General features: G+C 70.4%; 18 protein-coding genes. 5 read left to right on the forward strand and 13 right to left on the reverse strand.

Features of this window, described 5'->3' with window-relative positions; all coding sequences use genetic code 11:
- Positions 1-118: 118 nt before the first annotated feature.
- The 11 genes from ACILRJ_RS01430 to ACILRJ_RS01480 form a co-directional block, all read right to left on the reverse strand.
- A complete protein-coding gene (locus tag ACILRJ_RS01430) occupies positions 119-1,096 on the reverse strand; it encodes an FHA domain-containing protein (protein WP_395679621.1) in 978 nt (325 codons plus the stop codon).
- Positions 1,084-2,436: a S1C family serine protease gene (locus ACILRJ_RS01435; protein ID WP_395679623.1), complete on the reverse strand. Its 1,353-nt coding sequence runs from the start codon at positions 2,434-2,436 to the stop codon at positions 1,084-1,086. The genes ACILRJ_RS01430 and ACILRJ_RS01435 overlap by 13 nt, the downstream gene beginning before the upstream one ends.
- A 64-nt stretch (positions 2,437-2,500) precedes the next feature.
- Positions 2,501-3,658, reverse strand: coding sequence for a glycosyltransferase family 4 protein (locus tag ACILRJ_RS01440; RefSeq protein ID WP_395679625.1), 1,158 nt, complete (start codon positions 3,656-3,658; stop codon positions 2,501-2,503).
- Entirely contained in the window at positions 3,655-4,692 is a 1,038-nt protein-coding gene (locus tag ACILRJ_RS01445; protein ID WP_395679627.1) for a GDP-mannose 4,6-dehydratase, read from the reverse strand. The genes ACILRJ_RS01440 and ACILRJ_RS01445 overlap by 4 nt, the downstream gene beginning before the upstream one ends.
- Complete coding sequence (locus ACILRJ_RS01450) at positions 4,689-6,269, reverse strand: glycosyltransferase family 2 protein (RefSeq protein ID WP_395679629.1); 1,581 nt, start codon at positions 6,267-6,269, stop codon at positions 4,689-4,691. Before ACILRJ_RS01450 ends, ACILRJ_RS01445 begins: the two co-directional genes overlap by 4 nt.
- A gap of 1 nt (position 6,270) precedes the next feature.
- Positions 6,271-8,886: a glycosyltransferase gene (locus ACILRJ_RS01455; protein ID WP_395679631.1), complete on the reverse strand. Its 2,616-nt coding sequence runs from the start codon at positions 8,884-8,886 to the stop codon at positions 6,271-6,273.
- A gap of 3 nt (positions 8,887-8,889) precedes the next feature.
- The gene (locus ACILRJ_RS01460; RefSeq protein ID WP_395679633.1) at positions 8,890-9,129 is read right to left on the reverse strand and encodes a hypothetical protein; all 240 of its coding nucleotides are present in this window, start codon (positions 9,127-9,129) and stop codon (positions 8,890-8,892) included.
- Complete coding sequence (locus ACILRJ_RS01465; RefSeq protein ID WP_395679635.1) at positions 9,126-9,830, reverse strand: ABC transporter ATP-binding protein; 705 nt, start codon at positions 9,828-9,830, stop codon at positions 9,126-9,128. The genes ACILRJ_RS01460 and ACILRJ_RS01465 overlap by 4 nt, the downstream gene beginning before the upstream one ends.
- A 1-nt stretch (position 9,831) precedes the next feature.
- Entirely contained in the window at positions 9,832-10,593 is a 762-nt protein-coding gene (locus ACILRJ_RS01470) for an ABC transporter permease (RefSeq protein WP_395679637.1), read from the reverse strand.
- Between the two features lie 49 nt (positions 10,594-10,642).
- Positions 10,643-11,983: a hypothetical protein gene (locus ACILRJ_RS01475; RefSeq protein ID WP_395679639.1), complete on the reverse strand. Its 1,341-nt coding sequence runs from the start codon at positions 11,981-11,983 to the stop codon at positions 10,643-10,645.
- A gap of 22 nt (positions 11,984-12,005) precedes the next feature.
- Positions 12,006-12,557 (reverse strand): hypothetical protein, encoded by a 552-nt coding sequence (locus tag ACILRJ_RS01480; RefSeq protein ID WP_395679641.1) that lies wholly within the window; start codon positions 12,555-12,557, stop codon positions 12,006-12,008.
- A 60-nt stretch (positions 12,558-12,617) separates the two neighbouring features.
- On the opposite strand from ACILRJ_RS01480, the gene ACILRJ_RS01485 reads away from it, so the two are divergent.
- Genes ACILRJ_RS01485 through ACILRJ_RS01505 form a run of 5 tightly spaced genes read left to right on the forward strand, consistent with a single transcriptional unit; the run spans position 12,618 to position 18,718 of the window.
- Entirely contained in the window at positions 12,618-13,736 is a 1,119-nt protein-coding gene (locus tag ACILRJ_RS01485; RefSeq protein ID WP_395679643.1) for a hypothetical protein, read from the forward strand.
- A 60-nt stretch (positions 13,737-13,796) separates the two neighbouring features.
- Entirely contained in the window at positions 13,797-15,353 is a 1,557-nt protein-coding gene (locus tag ACILRJ_RS01490) for a methionine biosynthesis protein MetW (protein WP_395679645.1), read from the forward strand.
- A gap of 19 nt (positions 15,354-15,372) precedes the next feature.
- On the forward strand, positions 15,373-16,458 hold the full coding sequence (locus tag ACILRJ_RS01495; protein ID WP_395679647.1) for a glycosyltransferase family 4 protein: 1,086 nt from the start codon (positions 15,373-15,375) through the stop codon (positions 16,456-16,458).
- On the forward strand, positions 16,455-17,540 hold the full coding sequence (locus ACILRJ_RS01500) for a glycosyltransferase family 4 protein (protein ID WP_395679649.1): 1,086 nt from the start codon (positions 16,455-16,457) through the stop codon (positions 17,538-17,540). Before ACILRJ_RS01495 ends, ACILRJ_RS01500 begins: the two co-directional genes overlap by 4 nt.
- Positions 17,537-18,718 (forward strand): glycosyltransferase family 4 protein, encoded by a 1,182-nt coding sequence (locus tag ACILRJ_RS01505; protein WP_395679651.1) that lies wholly within the window; start codon positions 17,537-17,539, stop codon positions 18,716-18,718. The genes ACILRJ_RS01500 and ACILRJ_RS01505 overlap by 4 nt, the downstream gene beginning before the upstream one ends.
- 12 nt (positions 18,719-18,730) lie before the next feature.
- Here the strand turns inward: ACILRJ_RS01505 and ACILRJ_RS01510 are convergent, their stop codons facing one another.
- Both ACILRJ_RS01510 and ACILRJ_RS01515 read right to left on the reverse strand, forming a co-directional pair.
- Complete coding sequence (locus ACILRJ_RS01510; protein ID WP_395679653.1) at positions 18,731-20,116, reverse strand: ATP-binding protein; 1,386 nt, start codon at positions 20,114-20,116, stop codon at positions 18,731-18,733.
- An 11-nt stretch (positions 20,117-20,127) separates the two neighbouring features.
- A complete protein-coding gene (locus tag ACILRJ_RS01515; RefSeq protein ID WP_395679655.1) occupies positions 20,128-20,841 on the reverse strand; it encodes a response regulator transcription factor in 714 nt (237 codons plus the stop codon).
- Between the last annotated feature and the right edge of the window lie 15 nt (positions 20,842-20,856).

Below are 20,856 nucleotides of genomic sequence, written 5' to 3' on the forward strand. Positions count from 1 at the left end.
CGCGCGCTCGACCCGCCCTGCGTGAAGAACGGCGTCAGAACACGCAGCTGCGCGACAACGCCGGATTCACGGTCGGGACGGTACGCGCGCAGCGCGTGCCACCGGATCGCCAAGCGCATCAATCGTCGTCGGAACCGGCATCGTCGCCGGCCGGCTCGTCCGCGCGCGCGGTATCGATGCCGGCTTGCAGGTCCCTGCTGCCGGCGAAGAAAACACCCGGCTCCTCCGCGCGGGCGATGCGCAGCCAGGGCGGCGCCAGCCGCTGCAGCATCGCCGGCTGGCCGTAGTTCGCGCGCCACTCCGACAGTTTGAGGCTCTGCGTGCCGATGCCGAGCGCAACCAGTGCCGCTACCGCGATCGCCTTCAGCGGCAGGCGCTTGCGACTGAGCGCGCACAGGTGGGCGAAGCAGGTCGCGCCGAGTGCGATCCACGCGCTGACATAGGCGTAGCGCGCCAGCGCAGTCCACGACAGCGCGAATGCGCCGAACTCGCCGAGAGGATCGTACAGGGAGTATGCAAGCAGGCCGGCGGAAGCGATCAGCAGGTGCGTGCCGAATCGCGCATGACCCGCAAACAGGCGCGAGATCGCCGCCCACGCCGATGTCCACAGCAGCGCGACCGCGGCGAGGGCCAACACGCCGGTGAGGTAGCGAACCAGTTTCGGCTCGCCCGTCTCGCCCAGCCACAACTCGAGCACCGCAAGCGCGAGCACGAGCGCGCAACAGGCCAGCGCCGCCGGCCACGGCGAGCGGGCGTGCCGCAGCGGCAGTTCCGGCGCGACCGTGTCGCTGCCGCGATGCAGGCGCAGCTGCGTATGCCCCATGCGCACGATCGTGCCCGGCGCAAGCACGATGCGCGTCTGCGCGCGACGCTCGCCCTCGACATGCAGCCCGTTGATGCTGCCGAGGTCCTCGGCGATCCAGCGACCGTCGGCATCGCGCGCGATGCGCAGGTGGTGCGCGGCGACGTGCGCATCATCCAGCACGATGTCGTTGTCCCAGGCCCGGCCGAGGGTGAACATGTCCGCGCCGACGCGCTGGCGCACGACGTGCTCGCGATGGCGCGACAGCAGCTCGATCCAGATCACTTCGTCCATGCCAGCGCCTCCATGAAACGCCGGCCAAGCGCGAGCGCGTTGTCGTAGCTGATGCCCTGCATCGAGATGCGCGAGACCAGTGCTTCCCGGTCGCGGTCCTGGGTGATCGTGGTCAGCGCGATGTCGTACACGCCGGCGAAATCGCGATACGCGCGCGCGCACCAGATCGCACGCAGCGGCGGCGCGTGCGCGTCGGCGGGCGCGACGAACGATTCGTGGCATTGTGCTCGCGTGTGGCGCTTGCGCGACCACGAGCGCGTCATCGCGGCGGTGCGGTAGTACGGCGTCACGAACGCGGCGAACTGGAACGCGTTGAGTTCGCTGCTGCGCACGTAGGCATACGTGAACTCGGCCGCGCCGCTCTCCATGTCATCGGCGATGAACAGCGAGCTCTGCGTGCTGCAATTGGATCCATCCATGCGCGCGCGCGGCTTGGGCGTCTGTTCGGCGTTGGTCTGCGCCCAGCAGTTGAACCAGGGCGCCTCGCTTTCCGGCGCCTGGTACGGACCGAATGCGGTCATGCGCAGGCCCTTCGCGGCGAGCGCCGCGTAGAAGCCGGCCTGCCAGTCGAGCAGCTGGCGACTGATCTCCTCGCGCGCCTGCGCGACACCGAGCGGCGCACTGCTGCGCGCGCGTTCGAGCAGCGCGGCCGCCTTGCGCGCGGGCACGAGGAAGCTGACCAGTTCGCCGTCGAGGCGCTTGGCGACATTGATGCCGACCACGCGCGTCGAACCATCGACCGCGGGACCGCCGCTCATGCCCGGATTGATCGCGCCGGTGAAATGCACGCGCTCGTTGTAGCTGCGCTCGACCAGGCCGTTCCAGGTGCCTTCGACGATGGTGAAGCCGAGATCGAGCGGGTTGCCCATCGCATACGCGCGCTCGCCGCGCGGAAGCTCGCCGGCGACCGCGCGCGGATCGAACTCGAGGTGCGGCAGGTCCTTGCCGTCGAGACGCACGACCGCGAGATCGTTCGCGATGTCGATCGCGAGCAGGCTGAGCGTGCCTTTGCTGCCATCGGGTCGCGCGAATTCGAGCCGGTAGGTCTTCGGCTCCAGTGCGAACTGCGAAACGACGTGGTAGTTCGTGATCGCGAGGCCGTCCGCGCTGACCAGAAAGCCCGAGCCGATCGACGATTGCCGCCCGGCCGCTTCGACCAGGGTACGGATCTGCAGCAGGCTCGGGCGCGCGTTCGCGTAGATGCGTTCGGCGGTCGCCGACACGTTCGTTTCCGCAGGCGCTTCGGCGGACGGCGTCGGCGCCAGCGCCTGCGCCCTTGCAGTGGCGGCGCCAGCCAGCACGAGCAGGCCGAAACCCAGTCGGATCGGGGTACGCAGCATTGCGGGACGTTCTCCTGGCAGGTCGCTGCAGCCTAGCGCACGAACTCGCGCTCGCGCCATCCTGTCAGGCGGACGCCAGCACTTCGCGATACACCGCAACCGTCGCATCCACGCACGCCGACCAGGTGAACGCGCGTGCATGCTCGACCCCGGCGGCGGCGACGCGCGCGCGCCACGCGGCATCGGTGAGTACTCGCTCGATGCCGTGCTGCAGGGCGCGTTCGTCGAGCGCGTCGACGCACACGGCCAGCTCGCCGTCGCGTCCGCGCACGATCTCCTCCAGCGACGAGCCCTGCGAGGTCAGCACCGGTACGCCGCTCGCGAGCGCCTCCAGCACCGGCAGTCCGAAGCCCTCATACAACGACGGGAATGCGAACGCGTGCGCGCCGGCATACAACAGCGGCAGCTCGGCCTCCTCGACATAGCCGAGTCGACGCACGTCACGACTCCGTTCGAGCGGCTCCAGCGTGCGTTCCAGTTCGGCGTTGCGCCAGCCGCGCGCACCGACCACCACCAGCGGATGGCGCGCACGCAACGGGGCCGGCAAGGCGGCATACGCGCGCGCAAGCCGCGCGAGGTTCTTGCGCGGTTCCTGCGTCGCGACCACCAACAAGTAGGCCTGCCCTTCGAGCCCGTGCCGCGCCAGCACCGCCGCGCATTCGCCGGGCGCGCGTGGGTGGTACGCGGTATCGACGCCGAGCGGCACCACGCGCAGCTTCGCGCGCGGCACGCCGAGCCTTGCGACGATCTCGTCGGCGATGAAGTGCGAATCGGTTAACACCGCGGCGGCCTGTTCGAGCGAGCGCGGCAAGTGGCGATCGAGGAATCGCACGCGCTCGGGCGGATGCGTCTCCGGATGGTTCAGCCACGACAGGTCGTGCACGGTGGTCAAGGCGACGCCATCGAACGGCATCAGCACATAGTTCGGCGTGTGCAGCAACCAGTCGCGCATGCCGCGCGTGTGCAGGCGGAACAGGCCTGCGCGCAGCTGCGTGTACGCTTCCAGCGCGGCGCTCTTGAACGGCACGTGGCGCCGCACCGCGGCAATCGTGCGGTTCGCACCGAGTGCGTGCTCGGGATCGTCGACCCACTGGTAGGCGGAATACAGCTTGAGTGCATCCACCTCCGCGTGCCGCGCCAGCCCGCGCGCGAGCTCGAGCGCATAGCGCCCGATGCCGGTCAGCGGCGCGGTGATCGCATCGACGTTGAAGATGACCTTCACGAAGCTTCGCGTTCGCGGGCGAGGTCGGCTTCCACCATGCGCCGCGCGAGTCCGGCCAGGTCCAGGCTCGGCGCGAAACCGAGGTCGCGGCGCGCCTTCGCCGCATCGCCGACCAGCAGCGGCGCGTCAACCGGGCGGAAGAATGCCGGATCGACGCGCACGCGCACGCGTTCGCGGCCGCGTTCGACGCCGACTTCGTCGAGGCCGTCGCCGAACCAGTCGAGCGTGAGCCCGGCGGCGGCGAACGCGGCGGTCGCGAAGTCGCGGATGCTCGCGGCGTGGCCGGTCGCGAGCACATAGTCGGCTCCGATTTCACGCTCGGCCATCGCGACCATTGCGGCGACGTAATCGGGCGCATAACCGAAGTCGCGCCGCGCATCGAGATTGCCGAGCGCGACCTCGTCGGCGCGACCGAGCGCGATGCGCGCGACCGCGCGGCTGAGCTTGCGCGTGACGAACGCTTCATCGCGCCATTCCGATTCGTGGTTGAACAGGATTGCGCTCGATGCGCGGAGCGCGAAGCTCGCGCGCCAGCCACCGATCGCGGCGTGCGCGAGCAACTTGGACACGCCGTACGGTGACGCCGCCGCCAGCGGCGTCTGCTCGTCCTGCGGCGCCTGTGCTGGCGCGCCGAAGATCTCCGCGCTCGCGGCGAGCACGAAATGCGTGCGCGGCGCATGCAGGCGCACCGCCTCGAGCAGGTTCAGCGTGGCGAGTCCATTGGCAGCAATGCTCGCCTGCGGATCGCGGAACGAATCGGCGACACGCGACTGGCCGGCGCAATGCAGCAGCGCATCGGGTTGCAGCTCCGCCAGCAGGGTGGCACACGCGGCGGCATCAGCCGGATCGAGTGCGACTCGGCGCAGGCGCGCGTCGTCGGCGAGGCCGAGTTCGCACAGGCGCCACGACTCGCCGTCGTGGCCGGGACGATGCGTGCCGATGACCTCGGCCCCTCGTTCGAGGAGACGCGCCGCCAGCAGCGCGCCGTCCTGGCCACTGACGCCGGTGACGAGTGCGCGCCGGATCGGGTTCATGCATCGCCTCCACGAATCGGGGTCGGCGGCAGCAGTGTGCCGGCGGCGAGTGCGGCCGCCGCGCTCGCCGCGAACGGTTGCGCGACCAGCATGACTGGAATGTCGAGCAGGCCGCACAGGATCGCCACCGCGGAGTCCTTGCGCTCGGCGACGACGAGATGTTCGATTGCGTGCAGCTGGAGCCACGCCCACAGCGCTCGATAAGAGGCTTCGGGATCGCGCGCGTTCCAGTCGTTCGCCGCGACGACCCTGCCGCTGGCCAGCAACTCGTTGCGCTTGCCATTCGCGCGCAACTGCCACACCTCGACGTCGTCCCAGCGAGGCGCGTCGTCGCCGACCCACAGGAGGCGCGCCTTCGGCGCCGCCTCGGCGCGCGCATCCGCATATGTGCGGCGCACGCGCCAGTCGAGCACCAGGCGTTCATACGAGTGCAGGCTGGCGCCGACATCCGCCTCGTAGCGTGGCCAGCGTTTGCGCAGCACCGCCATGCCGGCGCGGCCGAGCACGGCACGGCGCTCGTCGCCGAAGCTTGCGCTGCGTGCATGGCGCACGAACACGTTGCTGGCAATCACGTGGTGCATGCCGCGCGCGGCGGCGCGCTGGCACCAGTCGTTTTCCTCGCCGTAGCCTTGCGGGAACGCCGCTTCATCGAACGCGCCGACCGCGTCGAGCGCGTCGCGACGCAGGTACATGCAGAAACCGTTGCCGGTCGGCAGGTGTGGATGGACAAGACCGGCGCGCTGCCACAGCGCGCGCGCCGCGCGTTCGGTGTCCCAACCGGCGGGCAAGGCGTTGTACCGCTCGAGCTCGGGCACCGAAAATGCGCCGGCGTTGTCCGACACCGCGGTCGCGCTCGCGATGGCGTCGTCCGCATGCGCCGCCCGGCGCAGCCCGGTGAGCCAGTTCGGCCCGACCTCCGTGTCGGCGTTGAGCAGCACGACATCGGCGCGACCGGCCTCGGCAATGCCGCGGTTGGCGGTCGCGGTGAAGCCGCGATTGGTTTCGTGGTTCAGGACCCGGATACGCGACTGCGCCGCGAAGCGCGCGAGCAGCGGCGCGATCGCAGTGTCGGTACTGGCATCGTCGATCGCGACGATGCGCGCAGTGCCGCTCGTGTGCGCGAGCAGCGCATCGAGGCAACGTTCGACCAGTGGGGCGGCGTTGTACACCGGCACGACAACCACGACTTCGCGTGCCGCGATGTCGGTGCCGAACGGCAGCAGGCGCGACGCCGCAAGCGGCTCGATCGCCGCGTTGTTCGCGCGCGCCGATGCAGGGGCGAGCCCGGCCTTGCCGAACCCGAGGCGCACCGGCGTCGCCGCGAGCGCCGCGCCGTCGCGCGTGCGGCGCGGCAACAGGATCGCGGATGGCGTGCCGGATGGCGAGAACGGGAAGGTGCAGCGCGCCTGTCCGTTCGCGTCGGGTGCGATGTCCGCGAAATGGCAGCCGTCGAGTTCGAGGGCAATCGTCGTGAGCGCCGCAGGGGTGCATGCAAGGCGCAGCTCGCGGCCATCCCACGCGGCGTCGAGCAGTGGCTCGTGCAGCACGATCGGAGGCCGTCGCAGGAAGCCGAACATCTCAGGCCACGCCCGCGGGAGGCGACGGCGTCGCCTGCAGGATGCTGCGATCGGCGATCGCGGCGTGCAGCGCGCGCTGGCCGGGGGAAAGCTCCGCCGCGCGCGCGTGCGGCTCGCGTATCGGCGCATCGATCCACGCATGCAGCACGTCGGCCGATGGCATGTGCACGCGATCGATGCCAAGTGCGTGCAGCTCGTCGTGCAGGGCCTGGGTGGTCGCCTGCGGCTGCGCGCACAGTGCGTTGTAGTCGACGAGCACGCGCGGCCAGCCGCGGCTCGCCTCGAACGCCTCACGCGTGTAGCGCTCCCACAACGCAAGCGCCTCGCCCGCCGCGAAGCCGTCGCGCGCGGCGAGCGAGGCCGCGACCGCATGCGGGTCGCGCACGACATGCACGAACAGCGGCCGCGTCAGCAGCGGCAGCAGTTCGCGCGCGAGCAGGCACAGGCGTGGGTCCTTGAACAGCCACGGTCGCTGCGCGTCGAATTCGTCGATGAGCGCCGCGACTTCGCGGCGGAACGCATCGACCGCGGCGGGCGGCGCGCCCGCCGGCGGCGAACGCCAGTCACCGCGCGCGGCCGCGAGCCGGCGCACGCAGGCCATGTGCAGGCGTCCGGATTCGTAGTGGCCCTTCGGGTTGTCCGGGCCGACCAGCAGATCGTTTTCGGGACCGACCGACACGCCCATGCGCGCGAGCAGTCCCGCGACACTGGAAGTGCCGGAGCGGTGCATGCCGAGCACGACGATCTGCCCGCTCGCGGGTCGCGCGAGGTCGAGCGGTCGATGCGCAGGCGGCGGCGCGCACGGCGCCGGCAGCGCCGCGAGGTCGCCGATGATCTGCGCAAGACGATCCGCACTCGCTTCGACATCGTGCGCGCGCGCGAACGCTTCGGCGCGTGCGCGCGCGTCGCCGTCATCGCTGCGGAGGCGCGCTGTACGCAAGGCGGAGACGAGCGCATCGTGATCGGGTTCGGCCCAGCCGAGGCCGGGATGTCGCGGATCGTCGCCACGCTTCGCCGCAACGGCGATGCCGTGCGCGCGCGCGAGTGCGCCCTGGCTGCCGAAGTCGGTCGCGACCAGCACGCGGCCGCAGGCGAGCGCATCCGCCGCGTACGGGTCCCAGCCAGCGCCGCGGCGCGCACTCACGTAGATGTCGCCGCTGCACAGCAATTGCGCGCGCTGATGCCAGGGCAGGCCCCAGCCGGCGAGCACGCGGATGCGCGGATCGGCGGCCGTGAACGAGCCCAGCGTCGCGGCGATCGCATCGGCTTCGCGCACCGGCAGGACGACAAGCACCAGTCGCACTCCCGTCTCGGCCCCGAATGCGTCGCGGAACGCGGCGACCAGTCGCTCCGGCGCATCGCGCGCGAAATCCTCGACGACCGCGAGCACGCTGCAGGTCGCGGAAGGATCGCGCACCGAGGGCACGTCGGGATGGCAATAGTCGCGGTCGACGCCAATCGGCAGCAGTTCGATCGGCACCTCGACGCCGGCGGCGCGGAACGCGTCGCGCTGGAACGCATCGGGCACGACGAGCAGATCGAGAGAATGCGCGGCGTCGGCCCATGCCTGCGGCACGCGCTCCCATTCGCCGATGCCGATGCCGATGCGACGACGCCCCTGCGCGCGCGCGAACGCGTCGCCGGGCGCGCAGACGAGGGCGGCATCGGCCGGTTGCGGCCATTGCCGGCGCATCGCCAGTTCGAGTCGCGCATCATCGCCGCTGCCGATTTCCGGCACGAGCGCGGCGTGGCTCATGCGCAGGCCGCGCGCGTCGAGGCGTCGCACGAGCAGGCGCGCGAGATGCGCATGCGCATGCGGCGCGCGCGTCGGCCCCTGCCACAGCACGTTGCCGCGCATGTGCGCGCGCAGGCGCGCCTGCCAGCGCGCCGCGAACGTGGCGCGGCTCTCGGCCCACAGGCGCTGGCGGAAACCGCCGTCGTCGCCGGTCGATCCGTGCTGGTCGTGGCGCAGCGTGACCGCGCCGGCGACCACGCTGGCGATGCCGACGTCGGCAGCGCGCAGGCAGTAGTCGGTGTCCTCGAAGTAGCTGTGGAACGCGTGGTCGAGGAAACCGATGCGTTCGAGGCAGTCGCGCCGCAGGTACGCCAGCGCGAACGCAACCGCCTGCACCCGGCGCAGGCGCGGATACTGGCCGACCTCGCGCTCGACGCGACCGGACTCGGTCTGCTGGCCGTGCAGGTCGTCCGCTTCGATATAGCCGCCGACGTGGTAGACGCGTCCTTCCGCTTCGGGACCGAGCAGGCGGCAGCCGACCACGCCGATGTCCGGCGCTGCATAGGCCGCATCGCGCAGGCGTTGCAGCCAGTCGGCCTGGGTGAAGACGAGATCGTTGTTGAGCAGCACCACGTCGTCGTCGGGCGGCGCGGCGGCGATGCCGGCATTCATGCCGCGCACGAAGCCGAGATTCGACGGCAGGGAGATGACGCGCACGCGCGCGGCGTAGTCGGCGAGGCCGCGCGGCGTTTCGTCGCTGCTGCCGTTGTCGACCACGATCACGTCGGCGGCGAACAGGTCGCTGGCAAGCAGCGAATCGAGGCAACGACGCGTCAGCGGCCACTGGTTCCAGGCCAGCACGATCAGGGTCGCGCGGCGCACGGGTCAGGTTCCGTCGCGCGCGAACAGCAACGCCAGCGCGCGCAGGGTTTCGCCCTGCGCGTACTCGGCGACCGGTGTCGCGAACAAGTCGGTCGCGACGCTGCGATGCATGCACCGCGTGTCGGCGAGCAGCGCGCTCCAGCCTGCCTGCGGCCCGCGCGCGCGGCGCAGCGCGACCAGCAGCGCCGCGCGCGGTGCGAGATCGAGGGTGCGCGCCAGCGCGGCAAGACGATCGGTGTTCATGCCGGCTTCGCCACGTGCAGGTCGCGATGGTAGGCCTCGAACACCTCGTCGCGCGGCCCCTCGAGCACGCTGCGACCGTGCTCGATCCACACCACGCGGTCGCACAGGCGCGCGAGTTCGAGTTCATTGTGACTGACCAGCACGACGGTATGACCCTCGCCCATGCGTGCGCGCAGCGCAGCGCCGGACTTCTGCTGGAACTCGGCGTCGCCGACCGCCAGCACCTCGTCGATCAGCAGCACGTCCGGCTCGACCTGCATCGCGACCGAGAACGCGAGGCGCATGTTCATGCCGGACGAGTACGACGCGATCGGCTGCTCGAAAAAGTCGCCGAGTTCGGAGAATTCGCGGATCGCGTCGAGCCGCTTGACGATCTCGCGCCGGCGCAGGCCGAGCATCAGGCCGGAAAGCACGGCGTTGTCGCGACCGGACAGGTACGGCACGAAACCGAGCGCGAGCGCGAGCAACTGGCATGAAACCGGACCGCGTTTCACGCTGCCGCGGTCGGGCGCGACGATGCCGGCGATCACGCGCAGCAGCGTGCTCTTGCCGGCGCCGTTGCGGCCGATCACGCCAAGCCGTTCGCCACGGCGCAGCGAAAGACTCACGTCCTCGAGCGCCCAATGGCGCTGGCCGGCGATGCTCCGCCCGAAGTTGAAGGCAACACCGACATTGCGAAGTTCGATCAGCGTCTCGCCCATGTCAGCTCGCCAGTTTCGGATAGCGCGGCGCCAGTCGCCTGACGATCGCGGCACCGGCAAAACACACCGCGATCGAGACCAGGCTGACCTTTACCAGCGCGAGCCAGTGCGGCCATGCGCCGTGCATGAGGATGCCGCGCGTCGCATCCATGATCTGCGCCACCGGGTTCAGCGCCAGCCATTCGTTCAACGGCGCCGGCACGTTCGACAGCGAGAACACCACGCCGGACAGGAACATCACGACCGACAGCACCTGCTCGATCACGAAGCGCACGTCCGGCAGCAGCGGCACGATCGCCGAAATCATGAAGCCGATGCCGGCGGCGAACACGAACACGACCAGGAACAGCGGCGGCAGCGCGAAATAGGCGAGGTTCGGCGGATAGCCGCAGCACCAGAGGATCACCAGCAGCAGGGCGAAGATGCACAGGAACTTGACCGTGTCCGACAGCATCGCGACGACCGGAAACACCAGCGGCGGCAGGCGCACCTGGCGCACCAGCCCGAGGTTGCTCCAGATCGCGTAGCCGCCGTGCGTCATGCACGACTTCATCCACTGCCAGACGGTCAGGCCGATCAGCAGTTGCGGCACGTAGTCGGGCCCGCCGCTGTGCAGGATCACGTCGAACACGAACCAGAAGGTCGCCATCATCAGCGCCGGTTCGAGCACCCACCAGACGAGGCCGAGGTAGCTGCGCGCGGTTTCGGCGCGCAGTTCCGCATAGGTGCTGAACAGGACAAGTTCGATCAGATGGAGGCGCATCGGCGGATTGGGTGGAAAGCGCCCGCGAGGATACCGGATTGCGCGGCAATCATCCCGCGCAAAGGCCATCGAGCCAGGGACCGGCGAACGCGAGGAACAGCAACAGCACGGCGAGCACGGCGCCGATGGCGAGGCGCGGCAGTGTCCGTGCGATCGCCGCGTCTGCGTCGCCGCGCTCGCGCGATGCGCACAGGAAGCTCGCCGCGAAACCGCACAGGAACGGCAGCAGCGGAAGCAGGAAGCGCGCCTTGACGTGGATCAGCGCGAACAATGCGAGCTGATAGGCGGCGAACAGCGCAACCAGCACGAACATCCGGTCCGGCCGGCGCCGCCAGGCAGCGATGCCGAACGCCGCTGCCGCGAGGATCAGGGCATGCAGCGCATCGTTCGCAACGGACAGGCCACGCGTGAGCCAGGGTGGCGTGTGGTAGGCCGACAGGTGTCCGGCACACGCGAGGCCGGGCAATTGCGACACCAGTGGCGTCTTGGCGCTGAACAGGCGGAAGTACTGCCGGCCGAACTGGGAAGCCAGCAGGGGCGCCCCGCCGCGCTCCTCGACCAGCGCGCGCACCTTGTCGAGGTAGATCGCATTGCGCTGTTGCGGCGTCGCCCCACTGGCAAGGAATTCGGGCAGGGTCACGCCGCCCATGTCTTCGACGTAGTCACTGCGCCAGCGATCGGTGAGGCCGATCCACAGGTTGTAGATCGAGCTGTCCGCGATCATCGGCTTGCCGTATTCGCGCCAGCCATGCCACAACGCCGGCGCGGTCACGAGGCCGAGGCCGAGCACGAAACCCGCCACGAGGCGCGGGCCCTGGCGCGGGTTTCCGCGCGGCACGAGCGCGAGCAGGAACGCCGGCCAGAACACCGACAGCAGGCTCTTGGCGAGGATCGCGCCGCCGACCGCCGCGCCAGCGGCGAATACGCGCTGGCGCGCGAGCAGGCACAACGCCGCGAGCAACAGCGACAGGTGCAGGGTTTCCGGCCACAGCCAGTGGGCGTACGCGGCGATCGCCGGGTTCAGCAGGAACAGCGCCGCCGCGCCGTTCGCGGCAGCGACGCTGCCACCGAAACGCCGCCAGAAATCACGCAGCAGGCCGGCGCAGGCGATGAACAACGCACTCTGCGCCAGCTGCGCGATCCACACGTGCGCGCCGAACAGCGCGTACAACGCGGCCAGCCACAACGACTGCAACGGCGGCCAGATCGTGCCCTGCATCCACTCGCCGCCGGCGAGGATCCCCAGCGCGCGCGCCTGGTAGCCCTGCTCGTCGCCGACCAGCGCCTTGGCGCCGCCGCCGTAATACGCCAGCCACAACGCACCCTGCGACAGCGCGAACAGCGCGAGGAAGAGCGCCAGCCAGCGGCGACGCGCGACGGTCGGCTTCATCGCACGCCTTTGCCGTCCAGCCTCAGCTGCTTGCGGATGCCGGCGCCGGGGTCGCCGGCGCGGCGGCCGGCGCGCTGCCGACGGCGCGACGCTTGGGCGGCGCGCGGAACGTCGGAGTGAATTTCTCGTGGGCGCCGCTGGTGGTGATGCCTTCGACGTAGTACCAGTATTCCCTGCACGGATCGATCGCGTCGTCGCGATACTCGTACTTGTGCGTCTCGTCCGAGGTGCCGGCGCCGAGGATCGGCTCCTTGGTCAGCTTGGTGAATTCGCCTTTCTCGCTGTCGCCGCGGAACACGTCGAAACCGAAGTTGTTCTGCTCGCTCGCGGTGGTCCAGCGCGCAGTGTTGGCGATGCGCTGGTCGGCCGGCAGCTTCGACTGGTCGCCACACTCGCCTTCGGGTATCTCCTTCGCCGGCGCGGCCGGCGCCGCGTTCTCGCTCGGCTTCGCGGTCGCCTGCGCGTTCGGCGCGGGCGCGGCAGGCGCCTTCGCGGTCGTCGCCGGCTCGGGAGTGGACGGACTGCACGCACACAGCGTGGCGGCGATCAGGGTGGCGACGGCGAGCTGGCGCATGGGGACTCCTCGGAATGGCGCGGCTGGACAATGGGCGGCGTCGGCAACGATAGTCGGCCCATGTACCCACTGGCAACCGGCCCGCGCCAGGCCCCGACGCGCGCACTCCTGCGGGTGTTGCTTGCGCTGTGCGCCCTGTCCAGCAACGCCGCGCGCGCGCTCGACTGGCAGGTCGACGTCACACCCGCGGGCGAACTGTTCCCGGTGCTGCAGTTGTCGCAACCGCCACGCACCGTCGGCGACGGGCTGGTCAGCGTGCACGTGCGTGCCGAGCACGGCTTGCCGGCACGGCTGCGCCTGCGCATCGAGACACCGGGCCTGCGCGCTCCGGCAAGCGTCGAGGTGACGCCGGGCGCAGGCACGACGCGCATCGACCTGCACCCGCGCCTGGACTGGGATGTCGCGGCGTTGCGCGAGCTGCGCTCGCCGCGCCGCCAGACCCTGCTCGCAACCCTCGTGGCGGACGACGGACGCACCGAAGTGCAGCGGGTCGAGGTTCGCCTGCATGCGCTCGACGATGCCCCGTATTACGTGCGCGAGAGCGGCGAACGAGTCGATCTCGGATGGGTCTTCGCCGGCTACGTCGATCCGCACGATCCCGCGGTCGATGACGTGCTGGCGATCGCGCGCACGCTCGCTCCGGACTTCGACAGCGCGCCCGCAGATCGTGCCGCGGACCGCCGCCGCGTCGGCGCGATCTGGGCCGCACTGGAGCAGCACGGCGTGCGCTATGCGGCCGGCGACCCGGCGCTCAGCCGCGGCCCGACCGTCTGGAGCCAGCGCGTGCGTCCACCCTCGGCGAGCTGGCGGGAACGGCGCGCGAGCTGCATCGATGGCAGCGTGCTGATCGCATCGGCGCTCGAACGCATCGGCCTGCGCGCGCTGATCGTGCTCGTGCCCGGCCACGCATTCGTCGGATTCCGCGGCCACGACGGCGCGAGCGAATTCCTCGAGACGACCCTGCTCGGCACGACAGCGGCGCGCAGCGGGGCCGCTTCCACATCCCGGTACGCGGCCGCACTCGCCGCCGGTCGCGCGCGCTGGCGACGGGCCGCGTCGCGCCTCGACGGCCACCACGCGCCCGACTATGCCCTGCTCGATATCGGCAAGGCGCGTGCGTATGGCATCATCGCGATCCCCACGGCGCCCGGCGTCGGCGGCACCGCCCGCGGCGATTAGCGATGCGGGTCGACGCCGTCACCTGTGCGACGCGGCGACCCGAGCGGATTCTGGTGCAGCGTGCAAGTCGAACCCCAGCGCGATTTTCTCGAACGCGTCAAAACGGAAATCCTCGCGGAGGCAGCGCGCCTGCGCGCGAGTACGCCGCTGCCGCGCGTCGATCCTCCGGCCGACGAGACGACGTTTGCGGCCCCGGTCATCGACGGCATCGAACGGCAACGGCTCGACTACGCCATCGAGGAACTGACCGGCAGCGACTACGTCGCGTTCGTCGAGCAGGCATTCCGCGCGGTACTCAAGCGCCCTTCCGACGAAGGCGGCCGCGAGCAGCAGGTGCAACTGCTTGCACAGGGTGCAGCCAAGGCCGAAGTGCTCGGCAACCTGCGCTGGTCGCCGGAGGGTCGGCGCATCGGCGTGCGCGTGCGCGGCCTGCTGCCGCGCTACGCGTTGGCCAAGCTCGGCCGCGTGCGCGGCGTCGGCTTCCTCGTGCAATGGGCCCTCGCGTTCGCGGCACTGCCGTTGCTGCTGCGCCACCAGCGCGCCGCCGACACGCAGGCCGCAGCGCGCCATGGCAGCCTGCTCGCGCGCATCGACGAGCGCGACGGTGGCGTGCAGCACGAGCTGGCGCGGTTGCGCGCGCAACTCGACCCGGTGCTTGCCGCGCATGGAGCCGCCATCGCGACCCACGCCGCCGCGCTTGCTGCACGCGACGAATCGCGCCGCGAGCTTGAACAGCGCCTGCAGGCGCAGCAAGGCGAGCACGCCCGGCTGGTCGATGCGACCTTGCAGGCCACATCCGCACGCCTCGACGGCATGCAGCATCGCGAAGACGGCCTCGGCGAACGCATCCGCCTGATCGACACGGCCTTGCAGGCCACGCACGCGCGCTTCGAAGACATGCAGCGTCGCGAAGATGCACGCCTCGGCGACATGCAGCGTCGCGACGAGGGTCTTGCCGCCGAGATCGCCGAGCTGCGCCAGTACGTGCACGCAATGAACCACTGGACAACGACGCTGCAACGCAGCCTCGACGAGCTCGAACAGGTGGCGCAGGATGCGCGCGGCGAAACCGACGCGCTGTACGCGGCGATCGCCGCCGAAGGCGCCACTGCACGCGCGGCATCGAATGCGACCGCGGCGGCCGCGTTCGCGCGCGACCTGACGCACGGCGCGCGCGTGCTGGATCTCGGCAGCGGCGACGGCAGCTGGCTGCGTGCACTGGCCGCGCTCGGCCTTGCCGGCAACGGGGTCGAACCGAATGCGACGCTCGCGCAGCGGGCGCGCGACGCCGGCGCCGACGTCGCGACCGGTGACGCGTTCGCGCTGCTCGGCCGCGCCGCGGATGCGAGCCTGGACGGTCTCGCGCTCGATGCCGGCCTGCTCGCACACGACGAATTCGCCGTGCTGGAGTTCTCGCGTCATGCACCGCGCGTGCTGAAGCCGCGGGCGCCGCTGCTGCTGCGCTTCGACCTGCCTGCACGCGGCGCGACAGTCGCACCCTTGGCGGACCGCCTCGTGCGTGCGCGCGCGTTGCTGGCGGCGAGCGGGTTTGCCGCGGTCGAGACCCTCGACGGCACGGGCGCGCCCGGCCTGCTTGCCCGCCGCGGGGAGGGCTGAGGCCTCGGCCCGGTCCCGCATGCGCATCGCCGTCCTCGTACCCGGCCTCGCCCCGCACGACGCGGTCAGCAACGACGCCCTCGGCATGACGGCGGCCTTGCGCCGGCTCGGCCACGAGGTCGGCGTGTTCGCGCCGCATGCGCGCGGCGTCGCCGAACCCGCCCTCGCGCCGGACACGATCGAGAACTGGCTGCGCTCGCCTGACGACGTCGTGCTGTACCACTATTGCGTCGGCTGGGATTTTGCGCTCGCGCTGTTCCGCCGCACGCGCGCACGCCGCATCCTGCGTTACCACAACATCACGCCGCCGGAGTTCTTTGCCGGCTGGTCGCCCGGCTACGAGGCTGCATGCATCGAAGGGCGCGCGCAGCTCGATGCCTACGCTGCGCTCGGCTGCGAGCTGTACCTGGGTGATTCCCCCTACAACATCGAGGACTTCACGCGCCGCGGTGTCGACGCTGCGCGGTGCGCGGTGCTCGCACCGTTCCACGAGGTCGAGCAGCTGCTGTCGCTCGCGCCGGACCCCCGTCGCATCCCGGCCGGCAAGCCGCTGCTGCTGATGATCGGTCGCATCTCGCCGAACAAGGGCTATCTCGAACTCGTCGACGCGCTCGCCGCGGTCGTCGCCGGCGGATTGCCGGACGCGCGCCTGCTGATGGTCGGCAAGCTCGACCCGAACCTTGCCAGCTACGGCGAGGCGCTGCGCGCGCGCATCGCCGAGCGCGGCATGCAGGCGCACGTGACCTGGCTGCAGGACGCGAACGGCGCCGAACTGCGCGCGGCCTGTGCGCAGGCGAGCGCGCTCGTGATGCTGAGCCGGCACGAGGGCTTCTGCGTGCCGCTGGTCGAGGCGATGGCGATCGGCACGCCAGTGATTGCACTCGCCTCCAGTGCGATGCCGTCGACGCTCGGTGACGCCGGACTGCTCTGGCCGGAGGACGCCGACGCCTGGGTCATCGCCGCGGCGGTGGCGCGCGTGCATGCGGACGCCGCGTTGCGCACGGCACTGCGCGAGCGCGGCCGCCGGCGCTACGCCGACGTGTTCGCGCCGGAGCGCCTCGTGCAAGGTCTCGCCACGATCCTCGGCGAGCACGGTTTCGCATGAAGGCCGCGATCCTGCTGCCGGTGCTTGCGCGCCACGACGCCGTCGGCAACGACGCGCTCTCGATGGCACGCATCCTGCGCGAACGCGGCATCGACACGCGCGTATTCTGCGACGTCGCGGTCGGCGTCGAGGAACCGACCTGGCGCTGCGACGCGTTGCTCGACTTCGCCGGTGGGCCAGGAGACCTTGTCATCTACCACTTTTCGGTCGGCGCACCGGCCGCGCTCGACATCCTGCGACGCGCGCGCGGCTACCGCGTCGTGCGCTACCACAACATCACCCCACCGGAATTCTTCGTTCCGTATTCGCAAACACACTCAGATGCGTGCCTGGCCGGGCGCGCGGAGATCGAGCCGGTCGCGCGGCTCGGTTGCGAACGCTACCTTGGCGCTTCGCACTACAACCTCGCCGAGCTCGTCGCGGCCGGCGCTCCGGCCGAACGCGGCGCGGTGGTCGCACCGTTCCATCGGGTCGACGACCTGATCGCCGCCGAGGCGGATCTCGACCTGCTCGATCGCCTCGGCGACGGCGCGCGCAACGTGCTGATGGTCGGCCGCGTGTCGCCTAACAAGGGCCATGTCGAACTGGTCGACGCATTCGCCGCGTATGTCGACGGCTACGGCGATCCCGCCCGACTGATCCTCGTCGGCAAGTCCGACCCGCGCCTGTCCGGCTACACGGACGCGATCCGCGAGCGCATCGCACACCATCGTCTCGGTGCGCGCGTGCTGTGGCTGGAAGACGTCAATGAGGCGCGACTGAAGGCGGCCTACCTCGCCAGCCATGCGTTCGTCACGCTCAGCCGCCACGAGGGGTTCTGCGTACCGCTGATCGAGGCGATGGCGCTCGGCGTGCCGGTCATCGCGCGTGCGACGAGCGCCATCCCGGAGACGACCGGCAACGGCGGTCTCGTCTGGGATACAGCCGATCCGTGGCCGTACGCGGCGAGCGTCGCGCGCGTCGCAAGCGATCGCGAATGCCGTGGCCCCTTGCTCGATGCCGCCCGCGGACGCTACGACACCGAGTTCGCGCCCGACGTGCTGCGCGAGCGCTTCCTCGCCGCGCTGGAGCCGCGCTCGTGAAGCGCGTCGCGATCGTCGTGCCGCGCTGCCACGAAAGCCTCGTCGGCGGCGCCGAGGCGCACGGGTGGCAGTACGCGACCATGCTCGCCGACGAATACGCCGTCGATCTGCTGACGACGACCGCCAGTGATTACGTGAGCTGGAACAACGACCTGCCCGAGGGCGACGAACTGCGCGAGGGCGTGCGCATCCGGCGCTTTCGCGTCACCCGCGGGCGCGGCGACTATTTCCACGACCTGCACCGGCGCCTGCTCGCGCACTTCGCCGCCCGCACCGAGGCACCGCGTGTCGACTGGCCCGAATCGCTGCAGGAGGAGTTCATCCGTGCACAGGGCCCTGTGTGTACGGGGCTCGAGCGGTATCTGGCCACGCACGGCGACGACTACGCGGCGGTGATCTTCCTGACCTATCTGTATCCGACCACGTACGATGGCTCGCGCGCGTTGCGCCATCGCCGCTGGGGTCTGGTGCCGACGCTGCACGACGAGCCGCCGGCCTACTTCGACGCGTTCGCGCGGATGGCGCGCCGCGTGCCGCGCTTTCTCTGGAACACGGAGGCGGAACGACGCCTCGGCAAGCGCTTGTGGGGCGTCGACGGCGGCGGCATCGTGGCGATGACGGTCTCGACCCAGCGCGTGGCACCGGCCAGCGAGGCGGCCCCGTATGTGCTCTACAGCGGCCGCATCGACACGCACAAGGGTTGCGCCATGCTGGTCGAAGCGTTCGAGGCCTACAAGCGCGAACGCCCGTCCGACCTGCAGCTGGTGTTGACCGGCGCCGATCACATCGGCGTGCGCACTTCGGCCAACGTGCGCTACCTCGGCTTCGTCGACGAAGCGCGCAAGTTCGCGTTGATGGCCGGGGCACGCGCGTTCGTGCATCCGTCGCCGTACGAGAGCCTGAGCATCGTCGCGCTCGAGGCCATGGCGCAGGGCACCCCGATCGTCGTGAACGGCGCATGCGAGATCCTCGTCGACCACGTCATGGCAAGCGGCAGCGGCTACGTGTTCCGCGGCGTGGCGGAACTGGCTGGGGCGCTCGACGCCATGCTCACGCTCGATGACGCCGCGCGCACGCGACAGGCGTGCGCCGCGCGCGACTACGTGCTGTCGCGCTATGCGCACGACAGCGTGCGCGCTCGCCTGATCGCCACGGTCGAGGCGCTCGCCGATAACTGATGACAATCCGCGTCAGCGTGCGGCGAGGCGCACCTTGAAGCGCGCGCCGCCGAGACTGGGCGAGCGGTCGACCTGCACCTCGCCGCGGTACGCCTTGACGATGTCCTGCACGATCGCCAGCCCGATGCCGTGGCCCTGCACGCGTTCGTCGCCGCGCACGCCGCGTTGCAACAGGTGCTCGACCTTGTCCTCAGCAATGCCCGGGCCGTCGTCCTCGATCGCGAACTCGAGACCGGCGCGGCGTGCGCCGGCCGGCAGCGCGCTGGCATGCAGGACCACGCGCCGCCTCGCCCACTTGAACGAGTTCTCGAGCAGGTTGCCGAGCAGTTCCATGAGGTCGCCCTGGTCGCCGTGGAAACGCGCGGCCGGATCGATCTCGAATTCGCACAACACGCCCCTCGACGCGTAGACCTTTTCTAGGCTGCGCACGATCTCTTCGGCATACGGTTCGATCAGCAGCGGCGCGGCGAAGGTCTGGTGGCCCGAGGTCGCCGCGCGCGAGAGCTGGTAGGCGACGATCTCGTCCATGCGGCCAACCTGTTCGAGCACGGTCCAGCGCAGCGCCTCGCCCTCGCTGTCGGACTCGAGCTGGCTGCGCATCACCGCGAGCGGCGTCTTCAGGCTGTGCGCGAGGTCGGACAAGGTATTGCGGTAGCGCTTGACGCGATCGCGCTCGACCTCGATGAAGTTGTCGAGACTGCCGGTCAGTCCCGACAGCTCGATCGGGTAGTCGGCGCCGAGTTGTTCCTGCGTGCCGCGTTCGACGCGCGCGAGATCGGTCGCGACACGACGCAGTGGCGCGAGGCTCCAGCGCAGCACCGCGAGCAACAGCAGCAGCAGCGCGATGCCGAGCGCGCCGAGCCAGGTCAACAGGGTGCGCCGGTACACTTCGATCTGCGCGCGCAGGGTGGCGCTGTCTTCGGCGACGTAGAACGTCAGGTGCAGCACAGACTTGTTGCTGCTGTTCCAGTCGACACCCTGGGCCAGCACGAACAGCGCGCCGAGCGAGGTCTGCACCGGTCCGCGGAACTCGGCCGGTCCGCGTGGCAAGTCGGCGTCGAATGGAAGGTCGCGACCGCTCGCCGACGGCGAGCGCCAGTGGTCGTCCTTGCTGCCGAGGATCTTCGCGCCGACGATGCCCGCATACAGGCCGCTCGGCGAGGGCTGGTCGAAGCGCGGGTCCGGCCCGACTTCGGGCGGGATCAACGCGCCGGCGCGCGTCGTGTCCGATCCGGCGAGATAGGCGTACATGTACCCTTGCAGCCGCTCGCGCAGGGCGCTTTGCGCCGCGTCGTAGAACGCGCGGTCGAGCGCGAAGAACGCCAGCGCGAGGAACGCGGCCAGCACCACGCCGGCGGCGGCGAGTGAGCGCGCTTGCAGCGAGAGCGGGCGCGCCACGCGAGCCGTACTCAGGCGCTGTCGGTCTGCGCCTCGTCCGCCGGTGCATCCGTGCGTTCGAGCGCGAAGCGGTAGCCGCGGCCACGCACGGTTTCGATCGGCTTGATCGCGTTGTCCGGATCGAGCTTGCGGCGCAGGCGACCGATGAACACTTCGAGCACGTTGGAGTCGCGGTCGAAATCCTGCTGGTAGATGTGCTCGGTGAGATCGGCCTTCGAGACCAGCTCGCCGGCGTGCAGCATGAGGTACTCCAGCACCTTGTACTCGTAACTTGTGAGATCGACGCCGCTGCCGTTCACGCTGACCGTCTGCGCGGTGGTGTCGAGGATCACCGGGCCGCATTCGAGCGTCGGCCGCGACCAGCCACTGGCGCGCCGCACCAGGGCGTTGAGACGCGCGAGCAGTTCCTCGACGTGGAAGGGTTTCACCAGGTAATCGTCGGCGCCGTTCTTGAGGCCCTGCACCTTGTCCTGCCACGAAGAACGCGCGGTCAGGATCAGGATCGGGTAGCGCTGGCCCGCCTCGCGCAGCTGCTTGACCAGATCCATGCCGGAAAGCTTGGGCAGGCCGAGGTCGATGATCGCAACGTCGAACGGCACCTCGCGCCCGAGATAGAGGCCTTCCTCGCCGTCCCCGGCGGCGTCTACCGCGAAACCGTCGCGCTTGAGGCGCGCGGCCAGTGTCTCCCGCAAGGGAGCTTCATCTTCAACGAGCAATACGCGCATGTTTCCTCCGGGTCT

It is taken from the genome of Dokdonella sp. (assembly GCF_044227025.1).
GTDB lineage: Bacteria > Pseudomonadota > Gammaproteobacteria > Xanthomonadales > Rhodanobacteraceae > Dokdonella_A.